We start from the raw sequence: 26,908 nt of genomic DNA, 5'->3' as shown, positions 1-26,908 counted from the left end.
GTAGAGTCGATCAGTTTGGGTGCTGCGCAGGACGTAGACGAAGAAGGGCATACCTCGGTTTCAGCAGTGGTGGAGCCAACGGGATTCGAACCCGTGGCCTCTTCCATGCCATGGAAGCGCTCTCCCAGCTGAGCTATGGCCCCACCGCGAAGCAACAGTATTGTACCGCCATTCCCATTCTCGGTCAACCGAAACCCAGGTTCACCGTGCTACCGGGCCGGCAGGCACCCCCGCCACGGGCGCCCGCATCACGTTCATCGAATACACCCCCCCGACCGGGATGGGGGCGGCGACATACACGAACCGCGAATCGGAGCATACCGCGATGAAGTCGCTGTGGTACGGCCCCCGGATCAGATGCGGCGTCGTCACGGGCACCGTCGGCGAAAAGCTCTTCCCGCCATCCGCGGACAGCGTGTACCGTACCGACCAGTGTGTCCCCCGCCGTTCGAGCCAAACCACATGCACGCGTCCCGTCGCATCCACCTCCAACCAGGGCTGTATCTTGTACGCATCGTCCGCGTCCTCCCCGTCCGTCAGCTTCAGCGGAGCCGACCACGTCTCGCCGCCGTCCTCGGACCGCACCGCGTACACGTCACCAGCCTTGTCCGACGACCCGTCGCGGCCCTTGCCCTCGGCCCATGCGATGTGGATTGTCCCCTGTGGGTCCACGCCAATCGTGGGGAAACACTGCGCCCGGCCCCGATAGTCCAGCGGATACATCAGCACGATGTCCCTGGGCGTGTCCCACGTCTTCCCTCCGTCCGCCGAGCGGCTGTAGCGAATAGCTGGTCGCCGGCCGAACTGCAGCCATGCGGAGTGCACCTTTCCGTCCGGCGACCGCGCCAGCACTGCCGAGAGAGCGCCACGTCGGTCTCCGTCCGGGTTCGCCACCCCTTCCACCGTCTTGCCGCCATCCGCCGAGCGCGTCACGAAGATTCGGTTGCCCACGTGGTAGCTCGTGATCACCTCGTCTCCATTCACGATGTGCCACTGGCGGTCGAAGAAGTCTTTTGCGCCCTCGCGCGTGGGCACCGATAGCCGCGAAGGCTCGCCGAAGGTCACACCCCTGTCGCGTGATACCCGGAACCCGATTGCCGTGTCGGAGAAGGTGTTGTAGGCCACCCAGCTCACGGTCACGCGGCCATCGTGCCCAATCACCACCACCGGGTCGCTCTGGAACTTGTAGCCTTCATGCTCCAGCAGCGCATCCTGCGACCAGGTCTCGCCGTAGTCGTGCGAGTAGGCGTAGCGGATGCGGCTGGAACCCGACTGCCCGTCCTTCCAGGCAATGTACACGCCGCCCTTGCCGTCTGCCGCGATGGAAGGTTCGAACTGATTCCTGTCGCCCGAGTTGAGCGACACGAGCTGCCCACGGGCGAAGGTGATAACGGGGTCGGCATGCGCGGCAGACCCCAGAACGAGCGCAATACACGCAGCAGCAACCGCCGAGCGCATGGGTGCCTCCTTCGTTCCGTAGTCGGAACTACCCTTCCTGATACCCGATCTCGGTCGGAAGACGTTTCGTTGTGGTATTCCTTGTGCGCTCGCGGCTTGCGGGCCAGCGCGCCATCCCCGAGGCGCGAGAAAGGTAGCCTGATGGACATCTCCGCACCCCGAGGCACGAAGGACGCTCTACCCGACGAAGCGCGCCGTTGGCGCTTCGTGGAAGACACGTTCCGACGCCTGTGTCGACTCTACGGTTATGGCGAAATCCGAACCCCCGTTTTCGAGCACACCGAGCTATTCGTGCGCGGCGTGGGCGAAGGCACGGACATCGTGTCGAAGGAAATGTACACCTTTCTGGACAAAGGGGGGCGCAGCATTACGCTGAAGCCGGAGGGCACCGCGCCGGCCGTGCGCGCCTACGTGGAGCACCACCTGGGTGGCCAGGGAGCGGTGACCAAGCTGTTCTACGTCACACCCATCTTCCGCTACGAAAGGCCGCAAGCGGGCCGCCTGCGCCAGGCGCACCAAGTGGGACTGGAGGTGTTCGGCGCCGCCTCCCCCGCCGCCGACGCCGAGGTGATACAGCTCACGATGGCGTTCTACGAGGCGCTCGGCCTGAAGGACTTGGAGCTTCGACTCAACTCGCTAGGCGACGCCGAATGCCGACGACGCTATCGCGAGGCGCTGCTGTCGTATGCCGCGCCCTATGTCGCTTCGCTACCCGAAGACGTAGCGGAGCGCATGCGCAACAACCCCTTGCGCCTGCTGGACAGCAAGGACCCCGACTGCATCGAGGCCATGAACGGCGCGCCGAGCATCCAGGACTACCTGGAGCCCGAAAGCAGGGAACACTTCGAGGCCCTGCTGGCGCTGTTGCGAGACCTCGGAGTGGCGTGCGTGCTCGAGCCGAGGCTGGTGCGCGGGCTGGACTACTACAACCGCACGGTGTTCGAGGTGGTGAGCGGCAGCCTTGGCGCGCAGAACAGCGTGTGCGGTGGGGGGCGCTACGATGGTCTCGTAGAGCTGTGCGGCGGCCCGTCCACACCTGCCGTGGGCGTGGCGATGGGCATCGAGCGGGCGCTCATGCTGCTGGACGAGACTGCCCCGATTGCGCAGGATGCGCCGGTCGCCTTCGTGGTGGCCATCGGTGCGGAGATGGGGCCGCGGGCCCTGAAGCTGGCGACGGAGCTCCGCCAGGCAGGCATCGCGACGGACCTGGACCTCGAGACCCGCAGCGCGAAGAGCCAGTTCCGCCAGGCGGATCGCTCCGGCGCGCGCTTCGCCGTGGTGCTCGGCGAGGACGAGTGGTCGCGCGATGCGGTGGTCGTGAAGGACCTCCGCGCCCAATCCCAGACCGAAGTACCGGTCTGCGACCTGGTCGCCGCCCTCAGCCGCTGACGCCTGGCCACAGACTCACGGGCAGGCTGTCCGTTCGCTGGCCCCTGGATTCCCGCCTTCGCGGGAATGACAATCACTGCGTGAGCGGCGTACTCGTTCTGTCATTCCCGCGATGGCCATTGTCATTCCCGCGAAGGCGGGAATCCAGTGTGCCACCCACCCGGCATCCGGCAGACACTCGGAGGAACAATGGCGCCGTCCATGCGCAAGCAGCCCGCCGTCTACATCATGGCAAGCCGACGCAATGGCACCCTCTACATCGGTGTCACCTCCGACATCGTCCGGAGGGTGTGGGAGCATCGCACCAATGCCGTCGAGTGCTTCACCAAGCGCTACGGTGTGCACCTGTTGGTGCACTACGAGCTGTACGACGACATCCGCGACGCGCTGGCGCGCGAGAAGCACCTGAAGAAGTGGCGCAGGGCCTGGAAGCTGAGGCTGATCGAGGAGGCTAACCACGACTGGCGTGACCTGTACGATGAGATCGCCGGCTGACTCCGGCAAGTGGTGCCTTCCCGTGACTCACCGGGTTCGCGGCCGGCGGCGGTTCACCCGCTCGTGAGTCCGACGACACCGCCCCATGACTACTGGATTCCCGCCTTCGCGGAAATGGAAATTACCAATCAAGGTCTGAATCCCTTTTCTTATTCCCTCGACGGCCATTGTCATTCCCGCGAAGGCGGGAATCCAGTATGCGGGCTACTCGCTGCGGCGAAGGCGGGAATCCAGCACCCCCCCGTCATTCCCGCGGAGGCGGGAATCCAGCCTGGGAGTGGGTCGGGGCCGTGAAAGCCTCGAAGCATTTGGGCGGAAACGACCACCACCTGCGACGTGGTATGGGTACGAGGTGACCTGCCGAGTGGCGAACCTCACGATGACGCTTAGGGACTAAGGCGCCTGCGGCTGCAGTGCGTCGGACGCGGGCCGGGGCAGGGAGCTCACTGGGCTTTCGCCGACGAGGCACGTCCGACTAGTCCGAAGCGTCCGAGGAAAGAAGAACGGGGGGGCGGTGAGTGGTGCCCCCCCCCAATCAGACTACCTAGTTGTTCATGCTCGCCACGCGGGGCGATGGCGGGGACACATCCACCACCGCCTGGCGCGGCGCAAACAGGTACACGTGCTCTGCAAGCTTTTCGACACTGCCTTCTTGGGCATAAACAACGCCTGAAAGGAAATCCACAACTGTCTGCCGAAGGCCCGGCTCCGTCTCCAGCATGTTCAGAATCTGCTGCTCGCCGTACTTCAGCCCGTCGGCCGCTTGGCGAGCATCCTCGAACGAGTTCACGTGCATCCTCACGCAGACGTTGTAGGGGTGGAGCTGATGCATCTTACCGAAACCCCGCTTCCCGTCCATAGTCGGCAGCTCGTAAGGCTCCTCTTCGTATTCGTCGTCCTCATCTTCCCGTCGGAAGAGACGCTTAACTCTACTGAGTAGTCCGCGCTCCTCGTGTTCAATGACCTCATCCATGAGTGTTCCTCCTGGTTACTGCGGCCGCGGTCCGAAGATCGCAGTTCCGATCCGAACCATCGTGGCGCCTTCCTCGACGGCCACTTCGTAATCCGATGTCATCCCCATGGAGAGAATCCGCCTCCCCTGGGGGGGCAACTGCTCGAACAGCGCGCGCATCATCCGAAACCGTGTCCGTAGTTCGGACTCCGACACGCCTGCGGCTCCCATCGTCATCAACCCGCACAGCTCGAGCCTCGGAACGCTCCCGACCTCGGCCGCCAACTCTAAAGCCTGCTCGGGCGGCACTCCGGACTTGCTGTGCTCGCGGTCTACGTTAACTTCTACCAAAACCTGAAGCTTTTTGTCAACTACTGTCAGCGCCTTGGACAGAGTAACAGCAAGTTCCAACGAGTGTAGTGACTGAAGAACTTGGAAGTGTCTGGCCACGTACTTGGCCTTGTTGGACTGCAGCACCCCGATGAAGTGCCACCGGATGTTCGGTAGGCAAGCCTCGATTTTGGTCCTCGCGTCCTGCCAATAGTTCTCGCCGAAGTCCAGAATGCCCGTTCGGTAGGCTTCGAGTATCTCGTCCGGGGTTCGAGACTTGGATGCCGCGACGATCGTTACATCGGAGGGATCGCGCCCCGCTCGCATGCACGCTGCGGCGATCCGCTCGCGAACCTGAGCGACTCGTTGCGCGATGGTGACGGCGTTCATATCTGCTCGGTTCAGTCTAGCATAGGGTTGGGCTACAATCCGGCTCGTGCGTGGGACCTATCTGAATACGGCGACGGTGCTCGTTGGTACGGCAGCGGGCCTCGGGCTGCGGGGTGTGTTGCCGGAGAGCCTTGGCAGCAACGTGCGAGACGTGATCGGTGTCGCCACCGTCGCCTTGGGCGTGCGCATGTTCCTCGAGACCAAGAGCCCGGTTGTCCCCATCGGTGCGGCGCTCGTCGGAATGTTGCTCGGCTCGTTGATCGGCGTTCAGGCAGGTCTCGACTCCCTCGGCAAGGTGTTGCAAAGCCATTTCGCCACCAACTCCGATGGCAACTTCGCCGCGGGGTTCGTCGCGGCCAGCCTGCTGTTCTGCGTCGGCCCGATGACGGTGCTGGGGTGCATCGAGGACGGGCTGACGGGCAAGTCGCCGCTCTTGTTCGTGAAGAGCATCTTCGACGGCATCTCTGCGCTGTTCTTCGCGGCGGCGTTGGGAGTCGGTGTGCTGTTCTCGGCTGCCACCGTGCTGGTCGTTCAGGGGGCGCTCACCCTGGCTGCTCGCTCGCTCTCGAAGGTCACCGCAGGAGAGGGTCGGATCGAGGAGCTGACAGCATGCGGTGGCCTGATGCTCATCGCGCTGGGCGTGCGCATCCTGGGCCTGAAGGAGATTCCAGTGGCCGATATGTTGCCCGGGCTGTTGCTTGCGCCCCTCGCCGTTGCGATGCTCGCACGGCGGCGGTGGTATCCCTAGGCTTCGAGGACGACAGCTACCACCACGGGTCGAAGCTGCGTGCGTTTGCGAAGGAATCGTCGTGTGAGGTCGCGGATTTCCGCCTGTACCGCATCCACGTCCCGGCTCTCGGCCAGGTTCAGGTTCTCGACGGCTTTGCGGACCTCTTCGGCAGCCTCTTCGAACACATCCTCATCCTCGCACGCCAGGCCACGCGCGGTGAAGTCGGGGCCCGAGACGATGGCGCCATTCTCGATGTCTATTCCGACCGACACGAACACGATACCATCCTTCGCGAGCTGCCTGCGGTCACGCGCCACGTCCTCCGATATTTCCTCGCCGCCAACGGAATCCACCAGCACTCTGCCGCACGGAATCGGCTCGCCGTGCCATGCTCCCTGGCCATCCAACACCAGCGGGATGCCTAGGTCCAGCGACAGGATGTTCTCGGGGCGATAACCCATTGCGGTCGCCATCTCTCGGTAGTGCGCTACATGGCGCGCCTCGCCGTGCACGGGAGCGACGAACTGCGGCCGCGTGAGCGCGAGCATCATCTTCAGTTCCTCGGCGCACGCATGGCCGGTTACGTGGACGGACGCGACGTGGCTGTAGATTACCTTCGCGCCGAGTGCGAACAGACGGTTGACGGTGCGCCACACGGACGCCTCGTTGCCGGGAATGGGTGTGGCGGAGATAATCACCGTGTCACCAGGCTTGATGCGCGCCTTCGGGTACTCGTCCTGCGCCATCAGAGTGAGTGCGGAGAGCGGCTCACCCTGCGCCCCGGTAGTCACGATAACGACCTGGTCGTCGGGGTAGCGGTCCACTTCCTGGATGCGAATACGAGTCTCGGGGTCGAAGTGCAGGTAGCCGTGCGCGATGCTCACGTCCACGTTCTGCTCCATGCGGCGGCCCACGATGGCCACCTTGCGCTCATAGAGCCTCGCGCAGTCCACGACCTGCTGCACGCGGTGGACATTCGACGCGAACGTGGTAACTAGGATTCGCCCGGGCGCTTCCGCAAACACTTCCTCCAGCGTGTGGCTCACGTGCGACTCCGACGGCCCCCACCCGGGCCGCTCCACGCCCGTGCAGTCGCTAAGCAGCAGCAAAACCCCTTCACGCGCGATGCGGCTTACCTTGTCGAAGTCGGTGAGTTGTCCGTCCACCGGTGTGTTATCGAACTTGAAGTCGCCGGTGTGGAACACGATCCCCGTCTCGGTGCGGATTGCCAGCGAGCAGGCTTCCGGAATGCTGTGCGTCACCCGAATCGTCTCGACACCGAAGGGGCCGATTGTCAGGTCGTCGCCTGCCTCGAAGGCCTCGATCCGCCGTTTCTTGCCCCTAAGCCTCTCCTGAATCTTGGGCTCGGTAAGCACCTTGGTGAAGCGGCTCATGTACACGGGCACGTCGAGGTCGCGGAGCAAGTAGGGAAGGGCTCCCACGTGGTCTTCGTGCCCATGCGTGATGATGATGCCGGCAATCTCTTCTCGGTTCTCCAACAAATAGGTGAAGTCCGGGATGACGATGTCCACGCCGAACATCTCGTCCGACGGAAACGCGAGTCCGCAGTCAATCACCAGAATGGAGCCGTTCTGGCGCAGTAGGAAGCAATTCTTGCCGATCTCGCCGCATCCACCTAGCGAGATGACTTCGAGTCGGCTCATCCGCTCACCGGGTCGCTAACGATGCTCGATCTCCCATTCGTAGGGGATTTCGGGGGAATCGAAGGGGATCCGCTGCTCGTCGGGGTTCTGCCGGTCGTATGGCTCTGTCGGGAAGTTGATTAGCAGCGAGGGGTCCACGCCGATAGTCTTGTAGCCGTGCGCGACGCCTTCGGGGATGATGAGCATGCACGGGTTCTGCTCGCCGAGAAAGAACTCGTTCACCTCGCCGAAGGTGGGCGATTGCGGTCTACGATCGAAACACGCAGCTTTCACCATGCCCCTCACTACGGCCCAATAGTCGGTCTGTCGCTCGTGCCAGTGCCAGGCGCGAATCACGCCGGGGTAGTTCAGGGATGCATAGCATTGACCGAACTTTTGGAAGTGCGGGTCGTCGCTGCGCAGCAGTTCCATGAGAAAGCCGCGCTCGTCGGCATTGGGCCGCAGCGGCACGGTACGAACGCCCTCGATCATCGTCACGGATTATAGCACGCGACCGACTAGCCCTCTTCGTCTTCCGGAATCGGCTCCCCGACCAACGGCCGCACGAATTTCGATATCCGTCGAGAGGCCTTCTGGGCCACCGAGTAGTCCTCGGCACTGAACGGTCGGACAACCCGTGCAAGTGCATAGAACACGACGATGAACTGTAAGGCGAGCGGCAGAACCCACAGTGAACGCCCTCCACCGAGCCAGAGCGTCGAGGCCCCTGCAAGCGCCGAGATGGCGAAGATCTTCAGCGTGTAGGCCGTGGGGAAGCGGACATCGTACACGCGCCTCACCACCGCGAACCCGAGTCCCGAAGTGATGATGAACGCGACTCCCATCGCGAGGGCGAGGGCGTTGACCGCAGCTTCCGTTCCATACGGCCGGACCAGCCACACAGCCAGCACGCTCAGCACGATGGACGCCACTCCGCCGACAACGTATTGCTTCACGACCAGTGCCACCATGCCACCCGCGCTCATCACCGTGCTGCTCGCCCCGCCACCGTACGCCCGGGCGAGTACGGTAGGCGCGGCAAGCCAGAGGAACACCGTTGCGGCAGGCAGGAAAGCCTCCCCAAACAGAAGATGGATCGCCCGTGGCGCTTGGAACATGAAGAACACCATCGTAGGCACCGCGAGCAATGTCGTAAGTCTAACGTTCAGCCGCCAAGCTAGCGCCAGCCCTTCGGTGCCCTGTCTCTCCGCCAATCGAGCGGCTGCCGCCAGTGCGGTGCCCCCAAACCCCGCAAGCATCAGTTGGTCGGCGAGCACGCGCGTGTTGAATGCAGCATTGAAAAAGCCGCGCCATGCTTCCTCGACCCCGAAAGCGCCTAACACGATGAGACCGAGCTGTTTGCCCAAAACCAGCCCTACGAGCGCATTCACCCACAGCCCGAGGCCGAAACGCACCACCGGCTTGATCTCTATGCGCTCCGGCTTCGGCAGCATGTGGCGGACGACGGGCCACGCAATGCCCAGCAGGTACACCGACATCGCGATGATGTAGGACCAAATGGCCCCCGCGATGCCGTAGCCAGCCTTGATCAGCCACACCACGAGGACCAGCTGGACGACCAGAGTGACCGCGCGCATGACGTTGTTCACTTTCACATCGAATAGCGCGATCAGCGTGAAGGTGAAGAAGGTACCGAGCGACGATGCGATACCCATCAGCGCGCTGAGATGGACGGCCCACTCGTAGCCGCGGATGCCCTGCGAAGCGGTGACGTAGGAGGCAAGCGCAGCCATCAGGCCCATTCCCAGAGACACGTATAACAGGCGGCGCTTCAACAGCTCGCGCAAGATGAAGGAGATGACCCCTGGCTTGTCCGAATATCGGCCCAGGAAGTTGGTTAGCGACTCTTCGTACCCGAAGGCAACCAGAGCACAGAGGATGCCCTGGACCGCTCCGACTGCAGCGTACACCCCTGACTTCTCGGGTCCCAGCAGCCGAGCGACCACGATCGAGATGATCGTGAACAGCAGCATCTCGAACATCTTGCCGCCCTGCTGCCACACGAAGGTCATCAGAGCCTGCCGGGCGAGTCGAATGTGCTTGCCTCCTTAGTTTCGCGCCCGGCATTCGGGCCGGGCGCTTCGGAATCGGTTCAGCGTGGCACCGCCGTCACGACTTCCACACGCCGAGTACGTCATCAATGCGCTGGAGCACTTCCGCCGAAAGTTTGACACCAGATGCACCGAGGTTGTCTGTCACCTGCTCCACCTTGGTCGCGCCGATGATGACACTGGAGACGTTCGGCTGCCGGAGACACCATGCCAGGGCCAGCTGAGCCATCGAGAGCCCGAGGTCGGACGCGATCGGCTTCAGCTTCTGCACCCTTTCCAGCAGGTCGTGCTCCAGCAGCCTGCCCATGAAGATATTGGACTTGTCGTCCGCGGCCCGGCTGTCCGCGGGCGGGGCGTGGCCGGGCAGATACTTGCCGGTCAGCACTCCCTGTGCGAGAGGCGAGAAGACAACCTGGCCCAACCCCTCGCGTTCGGAGACAGGGATCACCTGCTCCTCGATGTACCGCTCCAGCATGTTGTAGATGGGCTGGTTGCTGACTGGGGGGTAGCCGCCCATCTGGCGGGCGAGATGGCAGGCATCGGCGATGTCCACGGGCCTCCACTCACTTACGCCCCAGTACAGAATCTTGCCTTGCCGAATGAGGTCGGACATCACGGCCACCGTCTCCTCGATGGGCGTGTCGGGGTCCGGACGGTGACACTGGTAGAGGTCTATGTACTCCATCTGAAGACGCTTCAAGCTGGCGTGGCACTGCTCGAACACGTGCTTGCGCGACAATCCCCGGTCGTTGGGCCCCTTGTCCATCGGGAAGAACACCTTGGTCGCCACGAAGAGACTCTCGCGCGGAAGGGCTTTCAGCGTCTTTCCCAGCACCTGCTCCGCCGCGCCCTTGTAGTAGGCGTTGGCAGTATCGAAGAAGTTGATGCCGTTTTCGTAGGCGTGAAGTATGACCTTCTCCGAGTTGGCCTCGTCCAGCGATCCACCGAATGTCAGCCAACTCCCTAGGCCAACCTCGCTCACCCTAACTCCCCACTTACCCAGCCTGCGATATTCCATGGGTCCTCCAAGTTCGGACTGCGCCGTCGAAATCCATAACTCGCTTCGACGGAGCGCCCTCCATCCCTGCCTGTCTTCTGTTCTCGGAGGCCGTTGCAACGTGGCGTCCCAACGGACAGAGGGCACCGCCGGGACGGCGAAACTTCCTATTCACGCCCTGGCCCACGTCCGTCGCGTTGCGCCTACCTCTAGCAACGCCGACCCAAGGACTGCGCCGGAGCATGAGCCGCCTCGGCCCGTGACAAGCAGATCAGCAAATCCTTGGCAGGAGTTCTCCGGCGGGGAGGTCTACGATGCGCTGCCCGCCGATGGGGGTGTTCAGCCACACCAGTCCGTCCAGGCTCGGGACCACGTGCCCGATGACCGCTGCATCCCGCCCGAGCGGATGCGAGCGAAGCGCCTCCAGCGCCGCAGGCGCCACGTCCTCCGAGACGAACGCCACCACCTTGCCCTCGTTCGCGACCGTCAGCGGGTCAAAACCCAGCACCTCGCACGCCGATCGAACCGCATCTCGCACGGGTATCGCCGCCTCGTCCATCTCCACCGACACTCCCGCCGAGTTGGCCATTTCCACCACAGCGGTTGCCAGTCCACCGCGAGTCGGGTCTCGCATTGCGTGCAGGCCGTCGCCCGCCGCCGACACCAACCGGGAGCAAAGCTCACCGAGTGGCGCGCAGTCGCTCACCGCATCCGACGCGAGGTCAATCCCCTCTCGCAGACAGAAGAGTGTGATGCCGTGATCCGCGAGGTGCCCCGAGAGCAGCAGCACGTCCCCGACCTCGATTCGGTGCGCGCCTATGTCCAAGCCGTCGGGCACCACGCCCAGTCCCGTGGTGGTGATGAACATCCCGTCCGCCGCCCCTCGCTCCACAACCTTCGTGTCGCCGGTCACCACTTCGACGCCTGCCTCTCGCGCCGTCTCCGCCAACGAGCGCACGACGCGTTGCAGGTCGGCTACGGGCAGACCCTCTTCGAGGATGAAGGAGCACGCCAGGTAGTTCGGCACTGCTCCGCCGACCGCGAGGTCGTTCACCGTGCCGCACACCGCCAGCTTGCCGATGTCGCCTCCGGGGAAGAAGAGCGGCTTTACCACGAACGAATCCGTCGTGAAAGCCACACGGCCTTCGGGTCGTGGGAGGAGCGCCTGGTCGCTCAGTGGGGCAAGCAGACGGCTGGGCAGATGGGGCAGGAATACGCTCTCCAGCAGTTCGCGTGAGGCTTTGCCGCCGCTTCCGTGCGCGGTGGTGACCGTCTTGTTTCGCATCCTGCCGAGTCTACACCTTGACCGCTCGGTGGGCACCGTACTTGTAGTGCGCGGCGCAGGCTCCCTCGCTGGATACCATGCAAGGGCCGATGGGGTTCTCCGGCGAGCAGGCCGTACCGAACAGCTTGCACTCATCGGGCGAGACCATACCCTTCAGCACTTCGCCGCAGAGGCAGCCATGCACCTCCCGTGGCTCCGGAAGGTCCAGCGTGAACCGCTCCAGAGCATCGAAACGGCGGAGGTGGGGTCGCAGCCTGAGCCCGCTCTCGGGGATCACCCCGAAGCCGCGCCACTCGGCGTCGCAGGGCTCGAAGGTCTCCTCCAACACCGATTTGGCTGCGACGTTCCCGCGCTCACGAACGAAACGGGCATACCGGTTTCGCACCTCAGCCTGGTCGTACGCGACGAGCTCTAGGCACCCGACGACCCCCTCCAGCAAGTCGGTCGGAAGGAAGCCTGCGATGACGGACGGGATACCGAACTCGGACTCCAGGAACGCGTAGGGCTGCGCACCGATGATTGTGGACACGTGTCCAGGCAGGATGAATGCGTCAATCCGCACCTCGCCGCTCGTGAGCAGGGCGCGCAGGGCCGGGGGGACGAGCTTGTGGGCGACCAAAACGCTGAAGTTGCGCAGGTCGCGTCGCGCGGCCTCCAGGACCGTCGCCGCCACAGTCGGCGCGGTGGTCTCGAAGCCCACACCGAGGAAAACGACTTCGCGCGAGGGGTCTGCCTCGGCGAACGTCAGGGCGTCCATGGGCGAGTAGACCACCCGAACATCGGCTCCCGACGTTCGTGCTTGGACGAGGCTGGAGCGAGAGCCAGGGACACGGAGCATGTCGCCGAAGGTGGCCACCGTCACGTTCGGCAGGCTGGCGAGCGCGATCATCTGGTCCAGCTCGCGATTCGGCGTGACGCACACGGGGCAGCCAGGGCCGGACAGCAGGGTCACGTTGTCGGGCAGCAGCGACCGCACACCGGTTCGGAAGAACGACATCGTATGCGAGCCGCACACTTCCATCAGTCGGACCTGGCGCGGCGACAGCCGCTCTGCAAGCGACATCATCCGCTCCACCAGCGGTTGCGTCAAGGCCCGGTCGCCGAAGGGTTCAGTCAGGTGCATGTTCCCCCATCTCTCTCAAGTACTCTAGCGTTCGCTCGGCTTCGGCTGCGTCCAGCTTCTGAATCACAAAGCCCGCGTGAACGAGCGCGTATTCCCCGACAACGATGTCCGGCGTGAGGTCGGCGCGGGCTCGGCGCCGGGTGCCCCCGAAATCCACCGTCACATCCATACCATCTTTCTCCAGCACCTTTCCCGGAACGGCTAAGCACATAGCCCCATCCTCCATGCAGCCACCGCGATCTGACCTAAGCAGATGCCCCCATCGTTGGCCGGCACTTGGCGATTGATTAGCGGCTTTAGGCCACGGTCACGCAATAGGTTCAACGTTCTCTCCGTAAGCAGCCGGTTTTGGAAGGTGCCCCCGGAGAGACAGACGGTACGAATTCCATATGCCTCCGATAGCGCAAAGCACTCAGAAGCGATGCACCGCGCCAATGTCTCGTGAAACTTGGCCGCAATCAACTCTCTGGGTACTCCTGCGCCGAGATCTGCTAGGACACCCTCGACGACAGAAGCCATCTCCAGCGAATCTGCAACTTTAGTATACATGTATGCGCCCTCTGGAGCGACCTGTGTGCCCAGCGCCTCCAACTCCATCGCGCCCTGCCCCTCGAAGGAGTCGCGCTGACGCATGCCCAGTAGCGAGGCCACAGCATCGAAGAGCCGCCCCGCGCTCGCAGCGGGTATGCAGTTTGTGCCTCGACGGATCAGCCGAAGTACGGTGCGGATATCTCGTTCCGGCGCTGCCTCTTGGTTTAGCAGCAGCCTCACGGCTTCGTCCTCGTCCATCAGCCCAGCGAGGTAGGCCGCAGCCGACTTCCAGTTCTGCTTGATCGCAGCATCCCCACCAGGCAGCGGGATGGGTGCGAAGTGCAAAGCGCGGGTGAAGTCCGTGTAGTTCGCAATTAGGAACTCGGCCCCCCACACCGTGCCATCCGGCCCGTAGCCCGTGCCGTCGAACGCCACGCCGATCACCGGCTCGTTAGGCAATCCGTGCTCCGCCATCACCGAGGCGATATGCGCGTGGTGATGCTGGACCTCGATAACCGGCATATCACGCCGGCGCGCATAGCCGCCGGAGAGATAGAGAGGATGCATGTCGCAAGCCAACGTGGTTGGTTCAACTTCGGCGAGTGCCTCGAACTGCTCGACTCCTAGACGGAACGCATCGTACTCCTCCACGTTCTTCAGGTCGCCGATGTGGTGGCTGACAAAGGCGGAGCTGTCACGCCCGATTGCGAAGGTGTTCTTCAACTCGCCCCCCACCGCAAGCACGCCATGCACCGAGAAGGGAAGTTCGATGGGTAGCGGGACGTAGCCACGGGAGCGACGCAAGAAGCTCGGTCCTCCGTCCACCACATGCACCACCGAGTCGTCACATCGCGTGTGGATGGGGCGATCACCTGTAAGGAAGGCGTCGGCAATGCCCGAGAGACGTTCGAACGCTTGCTCTTCCGTGAAAGCGATGGGCTCCTCGCTGACATTGCCACTCGTCATCACCAGTACGTCCGGCGCGCCTTCCCGGAAAAGCAGGTGGTGCAAAGGAGTGTATGGAAGCATCACGCCGATTCTGGGGTTGCCCGGTGCGATGGATGGCGCGAGGTTGCAAGCCGTCGAGCGCTGGATGAGCACGATGGGGCGTGCCGTAGACAGCAGCAACTCGCGCTCGGCATCTGTGGGGGCCACGTTCTGCTCCGCAACCCCGAGCGAAGGCGCCATCACAGCCAGCGGCTTCTCCTCACGACCCTTCCGCTGCCGGAGCACCTGAACCGCCTCTTCGTTTCGCGCATCGCAAGCGAGGTGGTACCCGCCGATGCCCTTGATCGCCAGCACCGAGCCTCCACGCAGCAGCCGTGCAGCTTCACGTATCGCGACAATGCCGTCGAGTGAGCCCAGTCGAACGGTTGGACCGCAGACGGGGCAAGCAACCGGTTGTGCGTGAAACCTGCGGTCGGCCGGGTCGTGGTATTGCCGCTCGCACATCTCGCACATGGGGAAGGCAGCCATCGTGGTTTTCGGCCGGTCGTAGGGTAGGTCTCGGATGATGGTAAAGCGCGGCCCGCAGTTGGTGCAATTGATGTACGGGTACTCGTATCGCGGGTCCTCGGCGTCCAGCATCTCTCGCAGGCAGTCGTCGCAGACGGCTACATCCGGCGATACCAAACAAGTTCGAACAGCGTCGTCTCTGCTCTCGACGATGCGAAAGCCGGATGGGCCCTCGCCTGGGAGGGCCCTCCGCTCCACCCGGTCCAAGCGCGCCAAAGGAGGAGGATGCTTGGTCAGAGCCTCCACGAACTCCTCAATCTTCTCGGGCGGGCCGAACAGCTCGACCGAAGCACCTGCGGTGTCGTTCCACACTTGGCCACTCAGCCCCAGTTCGGTAGCGAGCCGATAAACGTGCGGCCGAAAACCGACACCTTGAACGATGCCCGTGATTCGCAAACTAACGCCCTGGAGCAAACGTCCCCCCATTGCTTGCTTCACGCTGCTGCGGACGGGATCAGGCCGGTACCCTCTGGCGCTCGGCTACAAGCGCTCGAATCACTAACTCCGCCGCACGATCTCGCCCTGTTGCCACCGCCGGGTCCAGGCCGATACCGAACTCGAAAACTTCGCGCACTACGACGCCGACCAGGAACGCCGAACTCGGAACCGGCAGCCCGAGTTTCCTTGCCAGACCCAGCGACGAGGCCACATCCGTGTCGTGAGTACTGTGATAGCGGCGGCCCAAGCACCGGTCGTCGTCTAGCGGCAACGTTACGCCCCATTCATTATAGGGTACGAAAGTTTCGGCTTCCTCGTCCCATCGCCACACCCCGACAGTCCCGGGCGCCAATCGGCTGGACACGACGGCGTCCAAGAGCACCACGCGGTCACAACCCAGCAGGTCGTCGAGCACGCGCAGCCCCCCAACAGGCGACTCCCGAAATTCTATGTCATCGCGGTGGCCTAGTTTCTGCCTAACGAGGCGTGCCACCTCGAGACCGACGGCATCGTCGGATAGGAGGTCGTTTCCGAGTCCGACGATGCGTGTGATCATTGTGGGTCCTGTCTGCCCTGCGCCACCACGCTGCCATCCGGCGCGTATACCGTGACGATGAGCGGGGTCTGGCCAATCGCGTGCGTCGCACATCCGAAGCATGGATCGTAGGCGCGGAAGGCCATCTCCACTTTGTTCAGCGTTCCCTCCGAGATCTCGCCGTTCTTGTGGATCAGGCCCTGGGCTGCGCGCTTGATGGACATGCAGATGGGGGCGTTGTTGTGAGTGGTTCCCACGATCAGGTTGACCTTCTGCGCGATGCCGTTCTCATCGGAGATGTAGTGGTGGATCAAGGTGCCACGGGGAGCCTCCACGATTCCGACCCCCTCGCCCGGGGTGCCGAGGTCGCGGTTGCGCAAGTCATCGGAGCCGATCTCCGGATCGTTGGTCAGTTCCACCATAGCTTCGGCCGCCTGCATCAGCTCGATCAGGCGAGCCCAGTGAGTGGCAAGCGTCGCGTGAACCGTCCTGCCCAACGTCTCGCGGAACTTTTGCAACTCAGCGTTGGCGAGCGGGGTTGCCATCGCCTCGGATGCGTTGATGCGTGCTAGTGGTGCCGTGCGATAGATGCCGCTGTCCTTACCTTCGACGAAACCCTTCCATCCAATCTTCTTCAGGTAAGGGAACTTCAGGTAGCTCCACGGCTCCACGTGCTCACCGATGTGCTCCAGGTACTCCGAGGCAGGGAACTTCGCGAACTCGTTGCCGTCAGGATCGACCACACGCACCTTACCATCGTAGAAGTCGGCGCGGTTCTGATCGTCAACCAGACCCATGTAGTAGGTCTTGTGAGCGTACATGTCGCTCAGGATTAGATCTTTATAGGCGGTGTTCCCCAATACCATGTCATGGAATAGCTGGATCGAGAACTTTGCGAACTCCAACGAGTTCGCGGCGATCTGCTTGGCTTCTGCTATCTCTTCGGCGTTCAGCCCCTTCGACACACCGCCTGGGAGGCCACAGATTGGGTGTACCTGGCGCCCTGCAAGCATCTCCACGATGTGGTTGCACTCCCTGCGTCGTTTGATCACCTCGCCGCCGGTTTCGAGGCCGACCTTCGCGATGACACCGAGAATGTTTCGCTCGGCTACCGGCGCGTCGGGGCCCACCACGAAGTCCGGCCCGGCGAGGATGTAGAAGTGGGTGGTATGGTCAGAGACGAAGAAGGAGTTGTAAAGCAATCGGCGCAGCTTCTTCGCTGTCGAGGTAGGCTCGACTTTGAACACCGCGTCCAGCGTCTTCATGCCAGCCATGTGATGGGCTTCTGGGCACACGCCGCAGATGCGAGGGGTGATGTGTGCGACCTCTTCCACCGCGCGTCCCTCGCAGAACTTCTCGAAGCCACGCAGCTCCGGGATCTGCACGTAGGCGTTTGCGACCTCGCCATTGTCGTCGAGGAAAATCTCGATCTTGCCGTGTCCCTCGAGGCGGGTGATGGGATCGATGGATATGGTTTTCATCGTGCGTCCTCCTACTGGGCCGCCGCCGCGACCGGCTTGTTCACCAGTGAGCACTTGGCCAGCGAGAACCGCCAGCACAGCCCCGCAATGTCGGGGATCTCGCTCATGATCTGCTTGATCTCTTCCTCATCGTTGGAGTCCACTGCAGAGGCGATTGCTGCCAGCAGGGCCGCACCCTGATCCTTCACTCGTGGTGGTGGCCCGTAGCATCCGCGGCAGGGCATGTTCGCGTTGATGCAGAGGTGGCCGCAGCCCCCTCGCGTAGCCAGCCCCGCACAGATAATGCCCTGCTCCATGAGGCAGGTCTTGCCATCGTCTACGATCTCGTGGGGGCGGTAGAACTTCTTGACCTTTTTGTCATGTCGCTCACGCGGACACTCCTCGCACAGGGCGACCTCGCTCGCTCCTAGCACCGACCCCTTAGGTGGTAGGTTGCCGGAGAGAATGGTCTCGAATGCCTTGGCAACGGTGACGGGAGCGGGCGAGCAGCCTGGGATGAAGTAATCCACGTCAACAACATCTTCCAGCGGCCACACGTGGTCCCAGAGCACTGGTAGTGTCAGCTTTCCCTCGGCCACCTGTGTCTCGGGACCCGGCAGGATACCCTCTTCGTTGGTAGTGGACGGTGTTTCCTTGAACACGCGGTCCATCAGCGCGTCCTTGGTGTAGAAGTTGGCAAGACCGGGGATGCATCCCTCGCTGGCACACGAGCCGAACGCTATCATTATCTTGCTCTTCTGCCGAAGGAGCTTCGCAATGTGCTCGTTCTCGCTGGACCGTATCGCGCCGTTGAAGAACGTCACGTCAATGGACTTGTCCTCCATCGCCTCCACGTCCTTGTACTTGGCATCGATCGCCACGGGCCAGAAGACGATTTCGACCTGCGCGGCTACGTCGAGCAGCTTCTCGTGGATCTCTAGGACCGCGATCTCACATCCGCCGCAGCTCGCAGCCCAGTAAAACGCAACTTTCGGTTTCGCCATCTCGCTACCTCGCAACTCCAGCGGCAGCCGGCTCACGGACGATGCCGTTCGACAGCCGCTCCAGCGGACCTAGTTCCTTGATGGTCTGAGTGAACTCGTTGATCGTCTTTACGAACACGTCGCCTTCTGCCGCCGAGACCCATTCGAGCCGTACCCGCCGAGGATCGATCCCGAACGACTTGATCGCCTGTGACAGCAACGTCATACGTCGCAGAGTCTTGTAGTTCCCTTCGATGTAGTGGCAGTCGCCTGGATGGCAACCTGCTACGAGCACGCCGTCCGCACCCTTCTTGATGGCCTGCAGCACGAACTCCGGGTCTACCCGTCCACTGCACATCACCTTGATAGGTATCACGTTCGGAACGTACTTCGCGCGCATCGTGCCCGCAAGGTCGGCACCCATGTAACTGCACCACCGGCACAGGAAGCCGATGATCTTGGGCTCGTATTCCTGGCTCACTACACACCTCCTCCTGGAGCGCCGACGGGCTCCGGCTCTTCGAACAGATCCGAGAGCGGCAACAACGCTCCGTCCAACTCGGCAACTAACTGATCGTCCGAGTACCCCTGACCGGTAATCGCGCTGGATGGACATGCCGCAACACACGTACCACACGCTTGGCACAGGGCAGGGTTCACTCGGGCTACGTTCTTGTCCGTGATGAAATCAATTGCTCGGTAGGGACACAGCGGTACACAGGTCCGGCAGCCAGAGCATGCATCCTCTGCAACCTCTGCGAAGAAGCCTTCTACCGAGACCTCGCCTTGATCCATCAGGGCGAGAGCTTGGCCTGCTGCGGCCCCTGCTTGTGCGACGCTATCCGGGATGTCCTTCGGCCCCTGGCAGGTTCCGGCGAGGAAGATGCCTTCGGCCATCGTCATAGCCGGGGCAAGCTTCGGGTGGCGTTCGATAAAGAACCCAGACATCCCGCACGATACGCCTAGCATTCGGCCGAGGTCCATCGCATCTTCCTGAGGCTCCAGTCCGACCGCAAGGATGACCATGTCCACCGGCACCCTACGTCGCATGCCGAGGAGCGTGTCTTCCGCCTCCACCATTAGTTTTCCTTCTTCCTCGGGAGTGAATGGCACGTCGGACACAGCCGCACCGCGCCCGCGGATCATAATCACGCCTTCGTCCATAACACGGTGATAGAACTCCTCGAAGCCCTTGCCCGGTGTACGCATATCAATGTAGAACTCGAATACGTCGGCATCGAGCTTTTCTCGCACCAAGTGTGCGATCTTCAACGAGTACATGCAGCATACTCGGGAGCAGTGGACGTTGTAGTTTTCGTCGCGGCTGCCGACGCAGTGCAGGATTGCCACCGACTTCGGTGGCTCGCCGTTCTCCATCAGGATCTGTCCGCCAGTCGGCCCGCTCGCGTTGCACAGGATCTCGAACTCTTGGCTGGTGATTACGTTAGGCAGCCGACCCCAGCCGAGTTCCTTTACGCGCGCAGCATCGAACACCTTGGTGCCAGTGGCAACGATGATCGTACCGACCTCGATGTCGCGGTAGGTGTCCTGCTGGTCGAAGTTGACCGCACCTAAGGTGCAAGCCTCCAGACACTTGTTGCACTTGCCTGTTTTGAAGTGAATGCAGGTGTCCTTCTCGATGACGGGTAGCTTCGGCACTGCCTGCAGTGTGGGAATGTAGCAGGAACCCATCGGGCTGATGGTCGCTTCATGGTGGAAAACCTTCACCCCTGCCTTGCGCTTCTTGACCGCCTCGCTGGAGCGCCACTGAGGGCACACCTCCCAGCAGTTGCCGCACCCTACGCAGAGATCTTCGTCAATGTAGCGCGCCTTCTTGCGAATCTTTGCCTTGAAGTTGCCGAGGTAGCCCGACAACTCCTCGAGTTCGCAATACGCCAGCAGCTCGATGTTCGGATGGTTTGCCGCTTCACTCATTTTGGGAGTGAGGATGCACGCGGCGCAGTCCAGAGTAGGGAAGGTCTTGTCGAAGTAGGCCATCCTTCCGCCGATCGAGGGTTCGCGCTCGAGCAGATATACCTTCTTGCCCGCGTTCGCGATCGTAAGAGCAGCCTCGATGCCGGCGATGCCGCCTCCGATGACCAGCGTGGCCGGCTTGATCGTCACCTTGCGCTCCTCCAGCGCGCGGTTACGTGCCACTCGATGCGTCGCGGCGGAGACGATGCGCATCGCCTTCTCAGTGGCCTTAGCGTAATCCTTCGTTACCCACGAGCAGTGCTCGCGAATGTTAGCCATCTGGAACTGATACTGGTTCATGCCTGCGCGCGAGCACGCCGCTCGAAAGGTCTTCTCGTGAAGCGTGGGCGAGCAGGCCGAAACCACTACGCGGTTCAGCCCGAACTCCTTGATGTCGTTTTCGATCAGCTCCTGACCCATCGAAGAGCACATGTACTTATAGTCGCGGGACACCACTACGTTCGGGAGCGCCCCGGCACCCTCCGCGACCTTGTTCACATCCAGATAGCCGGCGATGTTGGTGCCACAGTGGCACACATACACGCCAATCCTGGGTTCGTCTTTCTTGATTTCGGGACTGCCATTGGTTTCAGACATTGACCGCTCCTCCCTCGAGCTTGGCGATGAGGTCATCCACCGGCTCCAAGTTCCTCTCTAGTTCGAGCTTGTTGACAGGTATTCCGAAGGCGTAGGCAAGCAGTTGTGTGAAGTAAACGACGGGCATGTGCATCCGTCCGCGAACCTGCGGCATCCTATCCTGGTATCCGTCCAGGTTCATCAGGCACAGCGGGCATGCCGTTGCCACACAGTCGGCGCCGGCTCGACGAGCGGTCTCTAGGATCTGGTAGCTTAGTTCGACCGCGACGTCCGTCTCCGTGGACATCAACATCGCGCCACAACACCGTGTCTTTAGCGAGAAGGGAACCGATGTCGCCCCACACCACTTCAACAACCGATCCATTGTCTGCGGGTCCTCGCGGTCGTCGAACAGAGCATAAGGGCGAACAATCTGGCAGCCGTAGTAGCAGGCGACCTGCAGATCCTTGAGAGGGTTCTTGACAGCGGCCTTGATCTTCTGCTCTCCTACGTCGTTCACCAAGATGTCGAGGATGTGGCGCACTGGTACTCCATTCGTATACTCGACACCCGCCTCCCGGAGAACCGCACAGACTTCTTCCTTGAGCAGCTTGTTCTCACTCATGTAGTTCTGAGCAGTGAGCAGAACCTTGTAGCAAGCGGGGCACGCAGTTGCCATGTCCTTGCCGATGTTGCCGGCCAGGGCCAGATTGCGGCCGGATAGCGCAATCGCACGCTTCAGCGGCATGCCCGAATAGGCCGCGGTACCGCAGCAGTTCCAGTCATCGAGTTCCTTTAGCGACAGTCCGAGCAACTCGAAGACCTGACGCGTGGTGGTGTCGTACGACTTCGCGTTGCCGAGCAGGGAACAGCCGGGATACCAGGTGTACTCGCCTTCGTTCACGCTAGTTGCCTCCGATCTTGGCGAGTGCTCGGGCCAACTTGCCTGGATCCTTGATGCGCTCTCGTTTGAACAGGTTCAGCCTGCCCTTTCGCATCATCTTGAGGGCGAAAGGAAACTCCGCGAGCGCCTTGGAGATGCCCTTGCCCTTCAGGTAGTACTGGCGTCCGAGAACCCCCTCCGAGTTTCGACCGTCTTGGTTGACCAAGTCTATGAAGATGTTCGTTAGCACCGGGGCGGTGTGTGGCCCGTGCACCAGGCCGTGCTCCGTGGCAAGCCGTTTCAGCTCGTACATTACGTCCGTAATCTTGATCTGCACTGGACAGCGGACCTGGCAGTTGTAGCAGGAGGCGCACATCCAGATGGTGTTGCTCTCAAGCACCTTGTCCAGCACTCCGGCGCGGAGTGCCGCAAACACCTGGCGCGGCGAATAGTCCATCAGCTTGCTTGTGGGGCAGGATGCCGTGCAGTTGCCGCACTGAAGGCACTTTCGCACACGCTCACCCCCGTGCGTTGCGTATACGTTCTCCAAGAACTTCTCGGCGAGCTTTGCGCCCGCAACGGCAGAAACGTTGCTCATCTCGACTGACCTCCAAGTCCTGCGGCTGCTGAAGCAAAACCACGCAGTTGACGAGAAAAAAGGCTAGAAAGGGGCTGGGAAGGCTCCAAACGGAAAATCGGCGGAAGGAGTGAACGCGGGCCAGATAGTTCGTTCACATCTTCATGATGTCTCATGGGACCGCTCATCAATCTCGCACCATCGCGAATGTTTTCACAAGACATGCATATAGTGACATTTGGCGACGGTTTTGTCAAGCGAAAAAGGCCCTCCAGAAGATATTTAGCCATGTCGGGGCAAGATTCTACAATCGGAGAAGATATTTAGCATGGCTAAGCATTCTCAACTCCCTACTTCTAGCCCAAATCGAGCACAACTCTGGTTCGACGTGGCGCCGCCCGATGTCCTGCACGCGTCACAGGGTGTCCGTGACATGAGACTTTCGTCCCCAGTAGGATTGCCGAGGCACGCCGTTGCTAACTCTCAGGAAGGGACTGATGGAGGCTCACTCGTTCCCGGGAATCCCCGGCTCGGTCATCTTCAGCGGGTCTAGCACGCGCCGCAGCGTCTCCTCATCGAGCAGGCCCTTCTCCAGTACCACCGCGGGAATAGTCTTCTTCTCTTTCAGCGCGGTCTTCACGACCTCGGCGGCAGCCTGATAGCCGATGATCGGGTTCAACGCTGTGGCCAGCGAGGGCGAAGTCTCTGCATAGTGCCGACACCGCGCTTCGTCCGCAACGATTCCCTTTACGCACCGCTCCGTGAATGCCTGAAGGCCCGTGCGCATGATGGTCAGACCGAACTGCGCGTTCCAGGCCATTACCGGCATCATAACGTTCAGTTCCAATTGCCCCGCCTGTACTGCATAGTCAATCGTCGTACACAGGCCCAGCACCTGGAAGCAGATCATGTTCAGGTTTTCTGCCATGCTCGGGTTCACTTTCCCGGGCATGATGGAACTACCCGGCTGAACGGGCGGGAGAATGATCTCCGCAAAACCGGTGAGCGGGCCCGAGCAGAGAAGCCGGAAGTCGTTCGCGATACGCGTCACTTCCAATGCCAGATTGCGTAGGGCCCCGGCCAGCGCCCCCATCGGCAGGTTGCTCTGCATCGCCTCGCACATGTCCTCCGCGGGTCGGAACGGGATAGAAGTCCACTCGCGCAGGTGGTCCACGACGAGGAAGCGATATTCCCGATGGGTGTTGAGGCCGGTCCCTGCCGCGCTTCCTCCGATCCCTAGCTCCTCCATCTCGCCCGCCGCGTGCATCAACAAGCGTTCGCACTTGCCAACGGTCGCCGCGTACGCCTTGAACTCCTGACCCAGCCGGATGGGCACCGCATCCTGGAGGTGGGTGCGCCCGGATTTCAGGATGTGGTCGAACTGCTTGCCCTTCTCTCGCAGAGCCAAGCCGAACTCGTCCAGTGCGGGCATCAGCTCGCCGAGCAGCACCCGGGTGGCCACGCGCATGGCCGTCGGATAGCTGTCGTTGGTGCTCTGCGCCATGTTTACGTGATCGTTGGGGTGCACCGGCTTGTAGTCACCGCGGCCGCCACCCAGTATCTCGTTCGCGCGGTTGGCAAGCACCTCGTTCGTGTTCATGTTGAAACTGGTGCCGGCCCCGGCCTGGTAGACGTCCACCACGAAGTGGTCGCGCAACGCCCCGCCCAGAACTTCGTCGGCAGCCCTTACGATCGCATCTGCGGAGTCCGCCGGCAGCAGACCCAGCTTCTTGTGCGCCAGCGCCGCTGCTTTCTTGATCATGACGAAGGCTTCCACCATGCGCGGGTGGGCCGTCAGGCCACTGATAGGGAAGTTCTCGACCGCTCGCTGCGTCTGCGCGCCCCAATAGGCGTGAGCTGGGACGCGCACCTCGCCCAGGCTGTCCTTCTCGATGCGATACTCCATAGCACGACCTCCGCGTCACTCGCAGTATACCGAGGAAGATTGTGAAGAATGGCGCGAGAGAGACGCGCGGAACAGCGCTCCGTCCTATCGCTTCGACGCGGCCAACCCTCGCCCCACCCCTCTGCAGCCACCATCAGCCCGAGGCGGACTGATCTGGTCGGCTCCGGGACTACTTCGGAGTACCATGCCTCTCGCCGGGCATAGTAGTCGTTCGTGGAGGCGAGCCAGAGCACGTCGCCACTCCACCCAGGCACGTTTGCCGGGGCACCCTCCGCCATCCATGGTGACACGCTGCCGCCACTCTGTCAAGCGTTTCGCAATGCGCATCCATACCAGCTCCCCGTCCCCCATCACGCAGAGCCACGACGGGGTCTAGCGTAACGGCCAAGGGGCGTGGGTGCCGACAGCGACTCCGGCCCCTACGTCCCATGTGGGGTCGGAGTACATATGTACGGAGCGTCAGAACTCGAAGAGAGACGGCTGGTTGCCGTAGGACGCCTTGAGCGCCGATGGATGTGGGAACACGGAGGGTAGGTCCTCGCCCAATGCGGGTTCCAGCCGGCAAGCGAACTTGTACAGCTTGTCCACGTAGTACTCGCGGTTCTCGTCATTCGAGTAGGCGGATAGGGGCTTGAGCACACCACCTTGCGCCTCGTACACCCGCACGTAGTCACCCACTTTGGCCTGAATGCCTTCCGCCGCTTGCTTCGCTCGGCGCTTGGCGCTGCTGTGGAAGGTCTTTTCGGTCACCCGCTCCCGCCGCGCCAAAGCCTCGATAGGCAGCTCGCCTTGCAGAATGGCCCGTGCGGTGTCCTTGTACAGCGCAGTGAGCCCCGCACGATCCCCTTCTAGTAACAGTGCCACTCCCCGACTGAGGAAGTCACGGCCGAAGGGCTCGTCTGCCCTACTGCGCAGCGACGCGCCGTGAAACACGAGCCGACCGTCTTCCCTCTGCAAGGCGTAGTTCTTCACCTTCAGCGAGAGCATCGCACGAAAGCTTCCGTCGTGCACCAGGTGAATGCCCTCGGGCAGCGCTTCCCCCACCCGAGCAACGAATGCTTCCTCCGCGTCCAACGATCCCGCAACCTCCGGTGGTGGCACGAAGTAGATGCCGTCCGTGTCTACCTCGATCACCTTCCCGCCCAGCCGCTCGGTCTCCTCGGCGGCGCGCCGCACAATGGCCTGACCGCGGGTGGTCACCTGCGCAGCAGCCTGCGGGTCGTTGAAGTGTACGTTGGCCCCCAGATAGCCATAGAAAGAGTTGATCAGCACTTTGAACGAACTCTGCAGCCCGTCCCAGTAGGTGCGTTCCTGCCCTTCCGTCTCACGCATGCGGGCCTTCGCTTCGATGCGCCTTCGCGTCAGTTCCCGCAACATCGGCAGGAATACACCTAGCACGTCGCTACTCGGTGCGATCTCGAAACGGTCCATGATGCTGGGATACAGGCTCTGCACGTCCCCCTTGACCACGGGTCTCAGCACGCCCGTTCGTCGTACTTCGGTGTAGCCGCCGGGGACGGCGCCCGGGGGCTTCGGCAGCGGGATGCCGTGGCCTGCGGCGAGGTACGCGCGATGCATCAGGGCGTTGATCTTCTCCCCCATTCCCATCTCGGCAACCGCTTGGTACGACTCGGGCACCATCTGCGTCTGATAGAAGTCGGTCGCACATACCAGGTCGGCCAGCGATCGGGTCTCGCGCACATCCTGCAGTGCGTACTCGCGGACTCTTTCCGGTTCCTGTTCGGCCAGCCGCTGCATCTCCGTGCGGTCCAGGATGATACGGTTCTCTTCGGCGATGCCCAGAGCCGCGGCCGCCTGCTTCAAGCCATAGCTGTCCAACTCGCCTCGGCCTACGTCGAAGCGTTGGATGGCGTGCATGGTGTCTACGAGGTGCCTCCCGTACACATCCCACTGGCTCCATCGCCACGAGCGCGACCGCGCGTAGCCGAGTTTGGTTAGCGTTTGCTCCTCCCGTCCGAGCACCAGCGACTCCTCGACGGCGTTCGCTCGTTCGTAGAGATAGGGCAGATCGAACGCCAGCAAGTTGTGCCCCTCGATCACATCCGGGTCGAGCCGCTGGACCTCCTGGCTCAGGCGGCGAATGATAGTGCGCTCGTCGCCGGCAATGACTTCTTCGTAGCCCCGGTTGTCACACAGTGCTACCATCAACAGCTTCGCGCCGTGCTCTCTCGGATCGAGCGAGGTCGTCTCGATGTCGAGCTGAAGGCGATGCAACTCGGTGTAGCCCATCCCCTTGAACAGCGTGATACCCGTTGCGGTGAGGAACTGCCGCACACGTGAGCCGGGTGCAAGGAACGGTACGCCCCTTTCTTGCATGGCCTCGCGTGCCGCATGCAGGTCACTCAAGCTGTCGAACCATGCCAGCTTCCTCAGCCAAACTCCCTTCTCCGGAGCGGCGACCTCCGACCAGCGCGCCCCCCTCAAAGGGTGCTCTTCTTCTGCGAACATCCAAGGCGACCACTCGCGCTGCTCGCTTCGCACTCCCAGCGGAGTGCGGATAAACAGCTTCGCCTCCTTGTTGAGAGCGTCCACAGCGACCACGCGCTCGGTCCCATCGGCTCCGAAAAGCAGTGTGTGTTCGTCCATCGGGGCGAGTGTACCAAGGGAGCACAGAGAAACATCTCCCCGCCTCAGGCGGGGAGATG

Annotated in this window: 23 protein-coding genes and 1 tRNA gene; 3 read left to right on the top strand and 21 right to left on the bottom strand. The window is 62.3% G+C overall.

The window, feature by feature from the left end:
- Nucleotides 1–67 precede the first annotated feature (67 nt).
- Nucleotides 68–143: transfer RNA gene (locus HRF45_11605), tRNA-Ala, on the bottom strand.
- Between the two features lie 58 nt (nucleotides 144–201).
- Entirely contained in the window at nucleotides 202–1,458 is a 1,257-nt protein-coding gene (locus HRF45_11600; GenBank protein ID MEP0767173.1) for an exo-alpha-sialidase, read from the bottom strand.
- 141 nt (nucleotides 1,459–1,599) lie between these two features.
- Between HRF45_11600 and HRF45_11595 the strand changes: the two genes are divergently transcribed.
- Nucleotides 1,600–2,847 (top strand): histidine--tRNA ligase, encoded by a 1,248-nt coding sequence (locus HRF45_11595; GenBank protein MEP0767172.1) that lies wholly within the window; start codon nucleotides 1,600–1,602, stop codon nucleotides 2,845–2,847.
- Between the two features lie 201 nt (nucleotides 2,848–3,048).
- Nucleotides 3,049–3,342: a GIY-YIG nuclease family protein gene (locus HRF45_11590; GenBank protein MEP0767171.1), complete on the top strand. Its 294-nt coding sequence runs from the start codon at nucleotides 3,049–3,051 to the stop codon at nucleotides 3,340–3,342.
- Nucleotides 3,343–3,886: 544 nt separating this feature from the next.
- On the opposite strand, the gene HRF45_11585 is transcribed toward HRF45_11590, so the two are convergent.
- Together HRF45_11585 and HRF45_11580 are read right to left on the bottom strand one after the other, a co-directional pair.
- Entirely contained in the window at nucleotides 3,887–4,315 is a 429-nt protein-coding gene (locus HRF45_11585; protein MEP0767170.1) for a cell division protein SepF, read from the bottom strand.
- Between the two features lie 15 nt (nucleotides 4,316–4,330).
- Nucleotides 4,331–5,014 carry a YggS family pyridoxal phosphate-dependent enzyme gene (locus HRF45_11580; protein MEP0767169.1) on the bottom strand — a complete coding sequence of 228 codons (684 nt, stop codon included), beginning with the start codon at nucleotides 5,012–5,014 and terminating at the stop codon, nucleotides 4,331–4,333.
- Between the two features lie 76 nt (nucleotides 5,015–5,090).
- Between HRF45_11580 and HRF45_11575 the strand changes: the two genes are divergently transcribed.
- The gene (locus HRF45_11575) at nucleotides 5,091–5,762 is read left to right on the top strand and encodes a DUF554 domain-containing protein (GenBank protein MEP0767168.1); all 672 of its coding nucleotides are present in this window, start codon (nucleotides 5,091–5,093) and stop codon (nucleotides 5,760–5,762) included.
- Here HRF45_11575 and HRF45_11570 read toward each other — a convergent pair.
- The 17 genes from HRF45_11570 to HRF45_11490 form a co-directional block, all read right to left on the bottom strand.
- Complete coding sequence (locus HRF45_11570; protein ID MEP0767167.1) at nucleotides 5,759–7,408, bottom strand: ribonuclease J; 1,650 nt, start codon at nucleotides 7,406–7,408, stop codon at nucleotides 5,759–5,761. The genes HRF45_11575 and HRF45_11570 overlap by 4 nt on opposite strands.
- A 15-nt stretch (nucleotides 7,409–7,423) precedes the next feature.
- Nucleotides 7,424–7,879: a dTDP-4-dehydrorhamnose 3,5-epimerase family protein gene (locus HRF45_11565; protein ID MEP0767166.1), complete on the bottom strand. Its 456-nt coding sequence runs from the start codon at nucleotides 7,877–7,879 to the stop codon at nucleotides 7,424–7,426.
- Between the two features lie 26 nt (nucleotides 7,880–7,905).
- On the bottom strand, nucleotides 7,906–9,420 hold the full coding sequence (locus tag HRF45_11560; GenBank protein MEP0767165.1) for an oligosaccharide flippase family protein: 1,515 nt from the start codon (nucleotides 9,418–9,420) through the stop codon (nucleotides 7,906–7,908).
- Between the two features lie 97 nt (nucleotides 9,421–9,517).
- On the bottom strand, nucleotides 9,518–10,477 hold the full coding sequence (locus tag HRF45_11555) for an aldo/keto reductase family protein (protein ID MEP0767164.1): 960 nt from the start codon (nucleotides 10,475–10,477) through the stop codon (nucleotides 9,518–9,520).
- A gap of 250 nt (nucleotides 10,478–10,727) precedes the next feature.
- Nucleotides 10,728–11,741: a hydrogenase expression/formation protein HypE gene (hypE, locus tag HRF45_11550; protein ID MEP0767163.1), complete on the bottom strand. Its 1,014-nt coding sequence runs from the start codon at nucleotides 11,739–11,741 to the stop codon at nucleotides 10,728–10,730.
- 10 nt (nucleotides 11,742–11,751) lie between these two features.
- The gene (gene hypD / locus HRF45_11545) at nucleotides 11,752–12,864 is read right to left on the bottom strand and encodes a hydrogenase formation protein HypD (GenBank protein MEP0767162.1); all 1,113 of its coding nucleotides are present in this window, start codon (nucleotides 12,862–12,864) and stop codon (nucleotides 11,752–11,754) included.
- On the bottom strand, nucleotides 12,851–13,075 hold the full coding sequence (locus HRF45_11540; GenBank protein ID MEP0767161.1) for a HypC/HybG/HupF family hydrogenase formation chaperone: 225 nt from the start codon (nucleotides 13,073–13,075) through the stop codon (nucleotides 12,851–12,853). The genes hypD and HRF45_11540 overlap by 14 nt, the downstream gene beginning before the upstream one ends.
- Entirely contained in the window at nucleotides 13,066–15,336 is a 2,271-nt protein-coding gene (gene hypF / locus HRF45_11535) for a carbamoyltransferase HypF (protein MEP0767160.1), read from the bottom strand. The genes HRF45_11540 and hypF overlap by 10 nt, the downstream gene beginning before the upstream one ends.
- Before the next feature lie 28 nt (nucleotides 15,337–15,364).
- Nucleotides 15,365–15,904 (bottom strand): hydrogenase maturation protease, encoded by a 540-nt coding sequence (locus HRF45_11530; GenBank protein MEP0767159.1) that lies wholly within the window; start codon nucleotides 15,902–15,904, stop codon nucleotides 15,365–15,367.
- A complete protein-coding gene (locus tag HRF45_11525; GenBank protein MEP0767158.1) occupies nucleotides 15,901–17,364 on the bottom strand; it encodes a Ni/Fe hydrogenase subunit alpha in 1,464 nt (487 codons plus the stop codon). Before HRF45_11525 ends, HRF45_11530 begins: the two co-directional genes overlap by 4 nt.
- 11 nt (nucleotides 17,365–17,375) lie before the next feature.
- On the bottom strand, nucleotides 17,376–18,347 hold the full coding sequence (locus tag HRF45_11520) for an oxidoreductase (GenBank protein ID MEP0767157.1): 972 nt from the start codon (nucleotides 18,345–18,347) through the stop codon (nucleotides 17,376–17,378).
- A 4-nt stretch (nucleotides 18,348–18,351) separates the two neighbouring features.
- Complete coding sequence (locus tag HRF45_11515) at nucleotides 18,352–18,807, bottom strand: hydrogenase iron-sulfur subunit (GenBank protein ID MEP0767156.1); 456 nt, start codon at nucleotides 18,805–18,807, stop codon at nucleotides 18,352–18,354.
- A complete protein-coding gene (locus tag HRF45_11510) occupies nucleotides 18,807–20,897 on the bottom strand; it encodes a CoB--CoM heterodisulfide reductase iron-sulfur subunit A family protein (GenBank protein ID MEP0767155.1) in 2,091 nt (696 codons plus the stop codon). The genes HRF45_11515 and HRF45_11510 overlap by 1 nt, the downstream gene beginning before the upstream one ends.
- A complete protein-coding gene (locus tag HRF45_11505; GenBank protein MEP0767154.1) occupies nucleotides 20,890–21,780 on the bottom strand; it encodes a CoB--CoM heterodisulfide reductase iron-sulfur subunit B family protein in 891 nt (296 codons plus the stop codon). The genes HRF45_11510 and HRF45_11505 overlap by 8 nt, the downstream gene beginning before the upstream one ends.
- A 1-nt stretch (nucleotide 21,781) precedes the next feature.
- Nucleotides 21,782–22,357, bottom strand: a complete 576-nt coding sequence (locus HRF45_11500; GenBank protein ID MEP0767153.1) for a 4Fe-4S dicluster domain-containing protein — start codon at nucleotides 22,355–22,357, stop codon at nucleotides 21,782–21,784.
- A 484-nt stretch (nucleotides 22,358–22,841) separates the two neighbouring features.
- Complete coding sequence (locus HRF45_11495; protein MEP0767152.1) at nucleotides 22,842–24,242, bottom strand: aspartate ammonia-lyase; 1,401 nt, start codon at nucleotides 24,240–24,242, stop codon at nucleotides 22,842–22,844.
- Between the two features lie 459 nt (nucleotides 24,243–24,701).
- Nucleotides 24,702–26,849, bottom strand: coding sequence for a DNA polymerase (locus HRF45_11490; GenBank protein ID MEP0767151.1), 2,148 nt, complete (start codon nucleotides 26,847–26,849; stop codon nucleotides 24,702–24,704).
- Nucleotides 26,850–26,908 lie beyond the last annotated feature (59 nt).

This window comes from Fimbriimonadia bacterium (assembly GCA_039961735.1).
Taxonomy (GTDB): Bacteria; Armatimonadota; Fimbriimonadia; order Fimbriimonadales; family JABRVX01; genus JABRVX01.
This window is presented reverse-complemented; position numbering and strand designations above follow the sequence as displayed.

Excerpts from the sequence above, each read along its gene's own strand:
- HRF45_11560 (MEP0767165.1), bottom strand. The coding sequence starts at position 9,420 with ATGACCTTCGTGTGGCAGCAGGGCGGCAAGATGTTCGAGATGCTGCTG.
- HRF45_11490 (MEP0767151.1), bottom strand. The coding sequence starts at position 26,849 with ATGGACGAACACACACTGCTTTTCGGAGCCGATGGGACCGAGCGCGTG.
- HRF45_11570 (MEP0767167.1), bottom strand. The coding sequence starts at position 7,408 with ATGAGCCGACTCGAAGTCATCTCGCTAGGTGGATGCGGCGAGATCGGC.
- HRF45_11590 (MEP0767171.1), top strand. The coding sequence starts at position 3,049 with ATGCGCAAGCAGCCCGCCGTCTACATCATGGCAAGCCGACGCAATGGC.
- hypE (MEP0767163.1), bottom strand. The coding sequence starts at position 11,741 with ATGCGAAACAAGACGGTCACCACCGCGCACGGAAGCGGCGGCAAAGCC.
- HRF45_11500 (MEP0767153.1), bottom strand. The coding sequence starts at position 22,357 with ATGAGCAACGTTTCTGCCGTTGCGGGCGCAAAGCTCGCCGAGAAGTTC.
- hypF (MEP0767160.1), bottom strand. The coding sequence starts at position 15,336 with ATGGGGGGACGTTTGCTCCAGGGCGTTAGTTTGCGAATCACGGGCATC.
- HRF45_11585 (MEP0767170.1), bottom strand. The coding sequence starts at position 4,315 with ATGGATGAGGTCATTGAACACGAGGAGCGCGGACTACTCAGTAGAGTT.
- HRF45_11580 (MEP0767169.1), bottom strand. The coding sequence starts at position 5,014 with ATGAACGCCGTCACCATCGCGCAACGAGTCGCTCAGGTTCGCGAGCGG.
- HRF45_11540 (MEP0767161.1), bottom strand. The coding sequence starts at position 13,075 with ATGTGCTTAGCCGTTCCGGGAAAGGTGCTGGAGAAAGATGGTATGGAT.
- HRF45_11520 (MEP0767157.1), bottom strand. The coding sequence starts at position 18,347 with ATGGCGAAACCGAAAGTTGCGTTTTACTGGGCTGCGAGCTGCGGCGGA.
- hypD (MEP0767162.1), bottom strand. The coding sequence starts at position 12,864 with ATGCACCTGACTGAACCCTTCGGCGACCGGGCCTTGACGCAACCGCTG.
- HRF45_11530 (MEP0767159.1), bottom strand. The coding sequence starts at position 15,904 with ATGATCACACGCATCGTCGGACTCGGAAACGACCTCCTATCCGACGAT.
- HRF45_11600 (MEP0767173.1), bottom strand. The coding sequence starts at position 1,458 with ATGCGCTCGGCGGTTGCTGCTGCGTGTATTGCGCTCGTTCTGGGGTCT.
- HRF45_11555 (MEP0767164.1), bottom strand. The coding sequence starts at position 10,477 with ATGGAATATCGCAGGCTGGGTAAGTGGGGAGTTAGGGTGAGCGAGGTT.
- HRF45_11510 (MEP0767155.1), bottom strand. The coding sequence starts at position 20,897 with ATGTCTGAAACCAATGGCAGTCCCGAAATCAAGAAAGACGAACCCAGG.
- HRF45_11565 (MEP0767166.1), bottom strand. The coding sequence starts at position 7,879 with ATGATCGAGGGCGTTCGTACCGTGCCGCTGCGGCCCAATGCCGACGAG.
- HRF45_11525 (MEP0767158.1), bottom strand. The coding sequence starts at position 17,364 with ATGAAAACCATATCCATCGATCCCATCACCCGCCTCGAGGGACACGGC.
- HRF45_11495 (MEP0767152.1), bottom strand. The coding sequence starts at position 24,242 with ATGGAGTATCGCATCGAGAAGGACAGCCTGGGCGAGGTGCGCGTCCCA.
- HRF45_11595 (MEP0767172.1), top strand. The coding sequence starts at position 1,600 with ATGGACATCTCCGCACCCCGAGGCACGAAGGACGCTCTACCCGACGAA.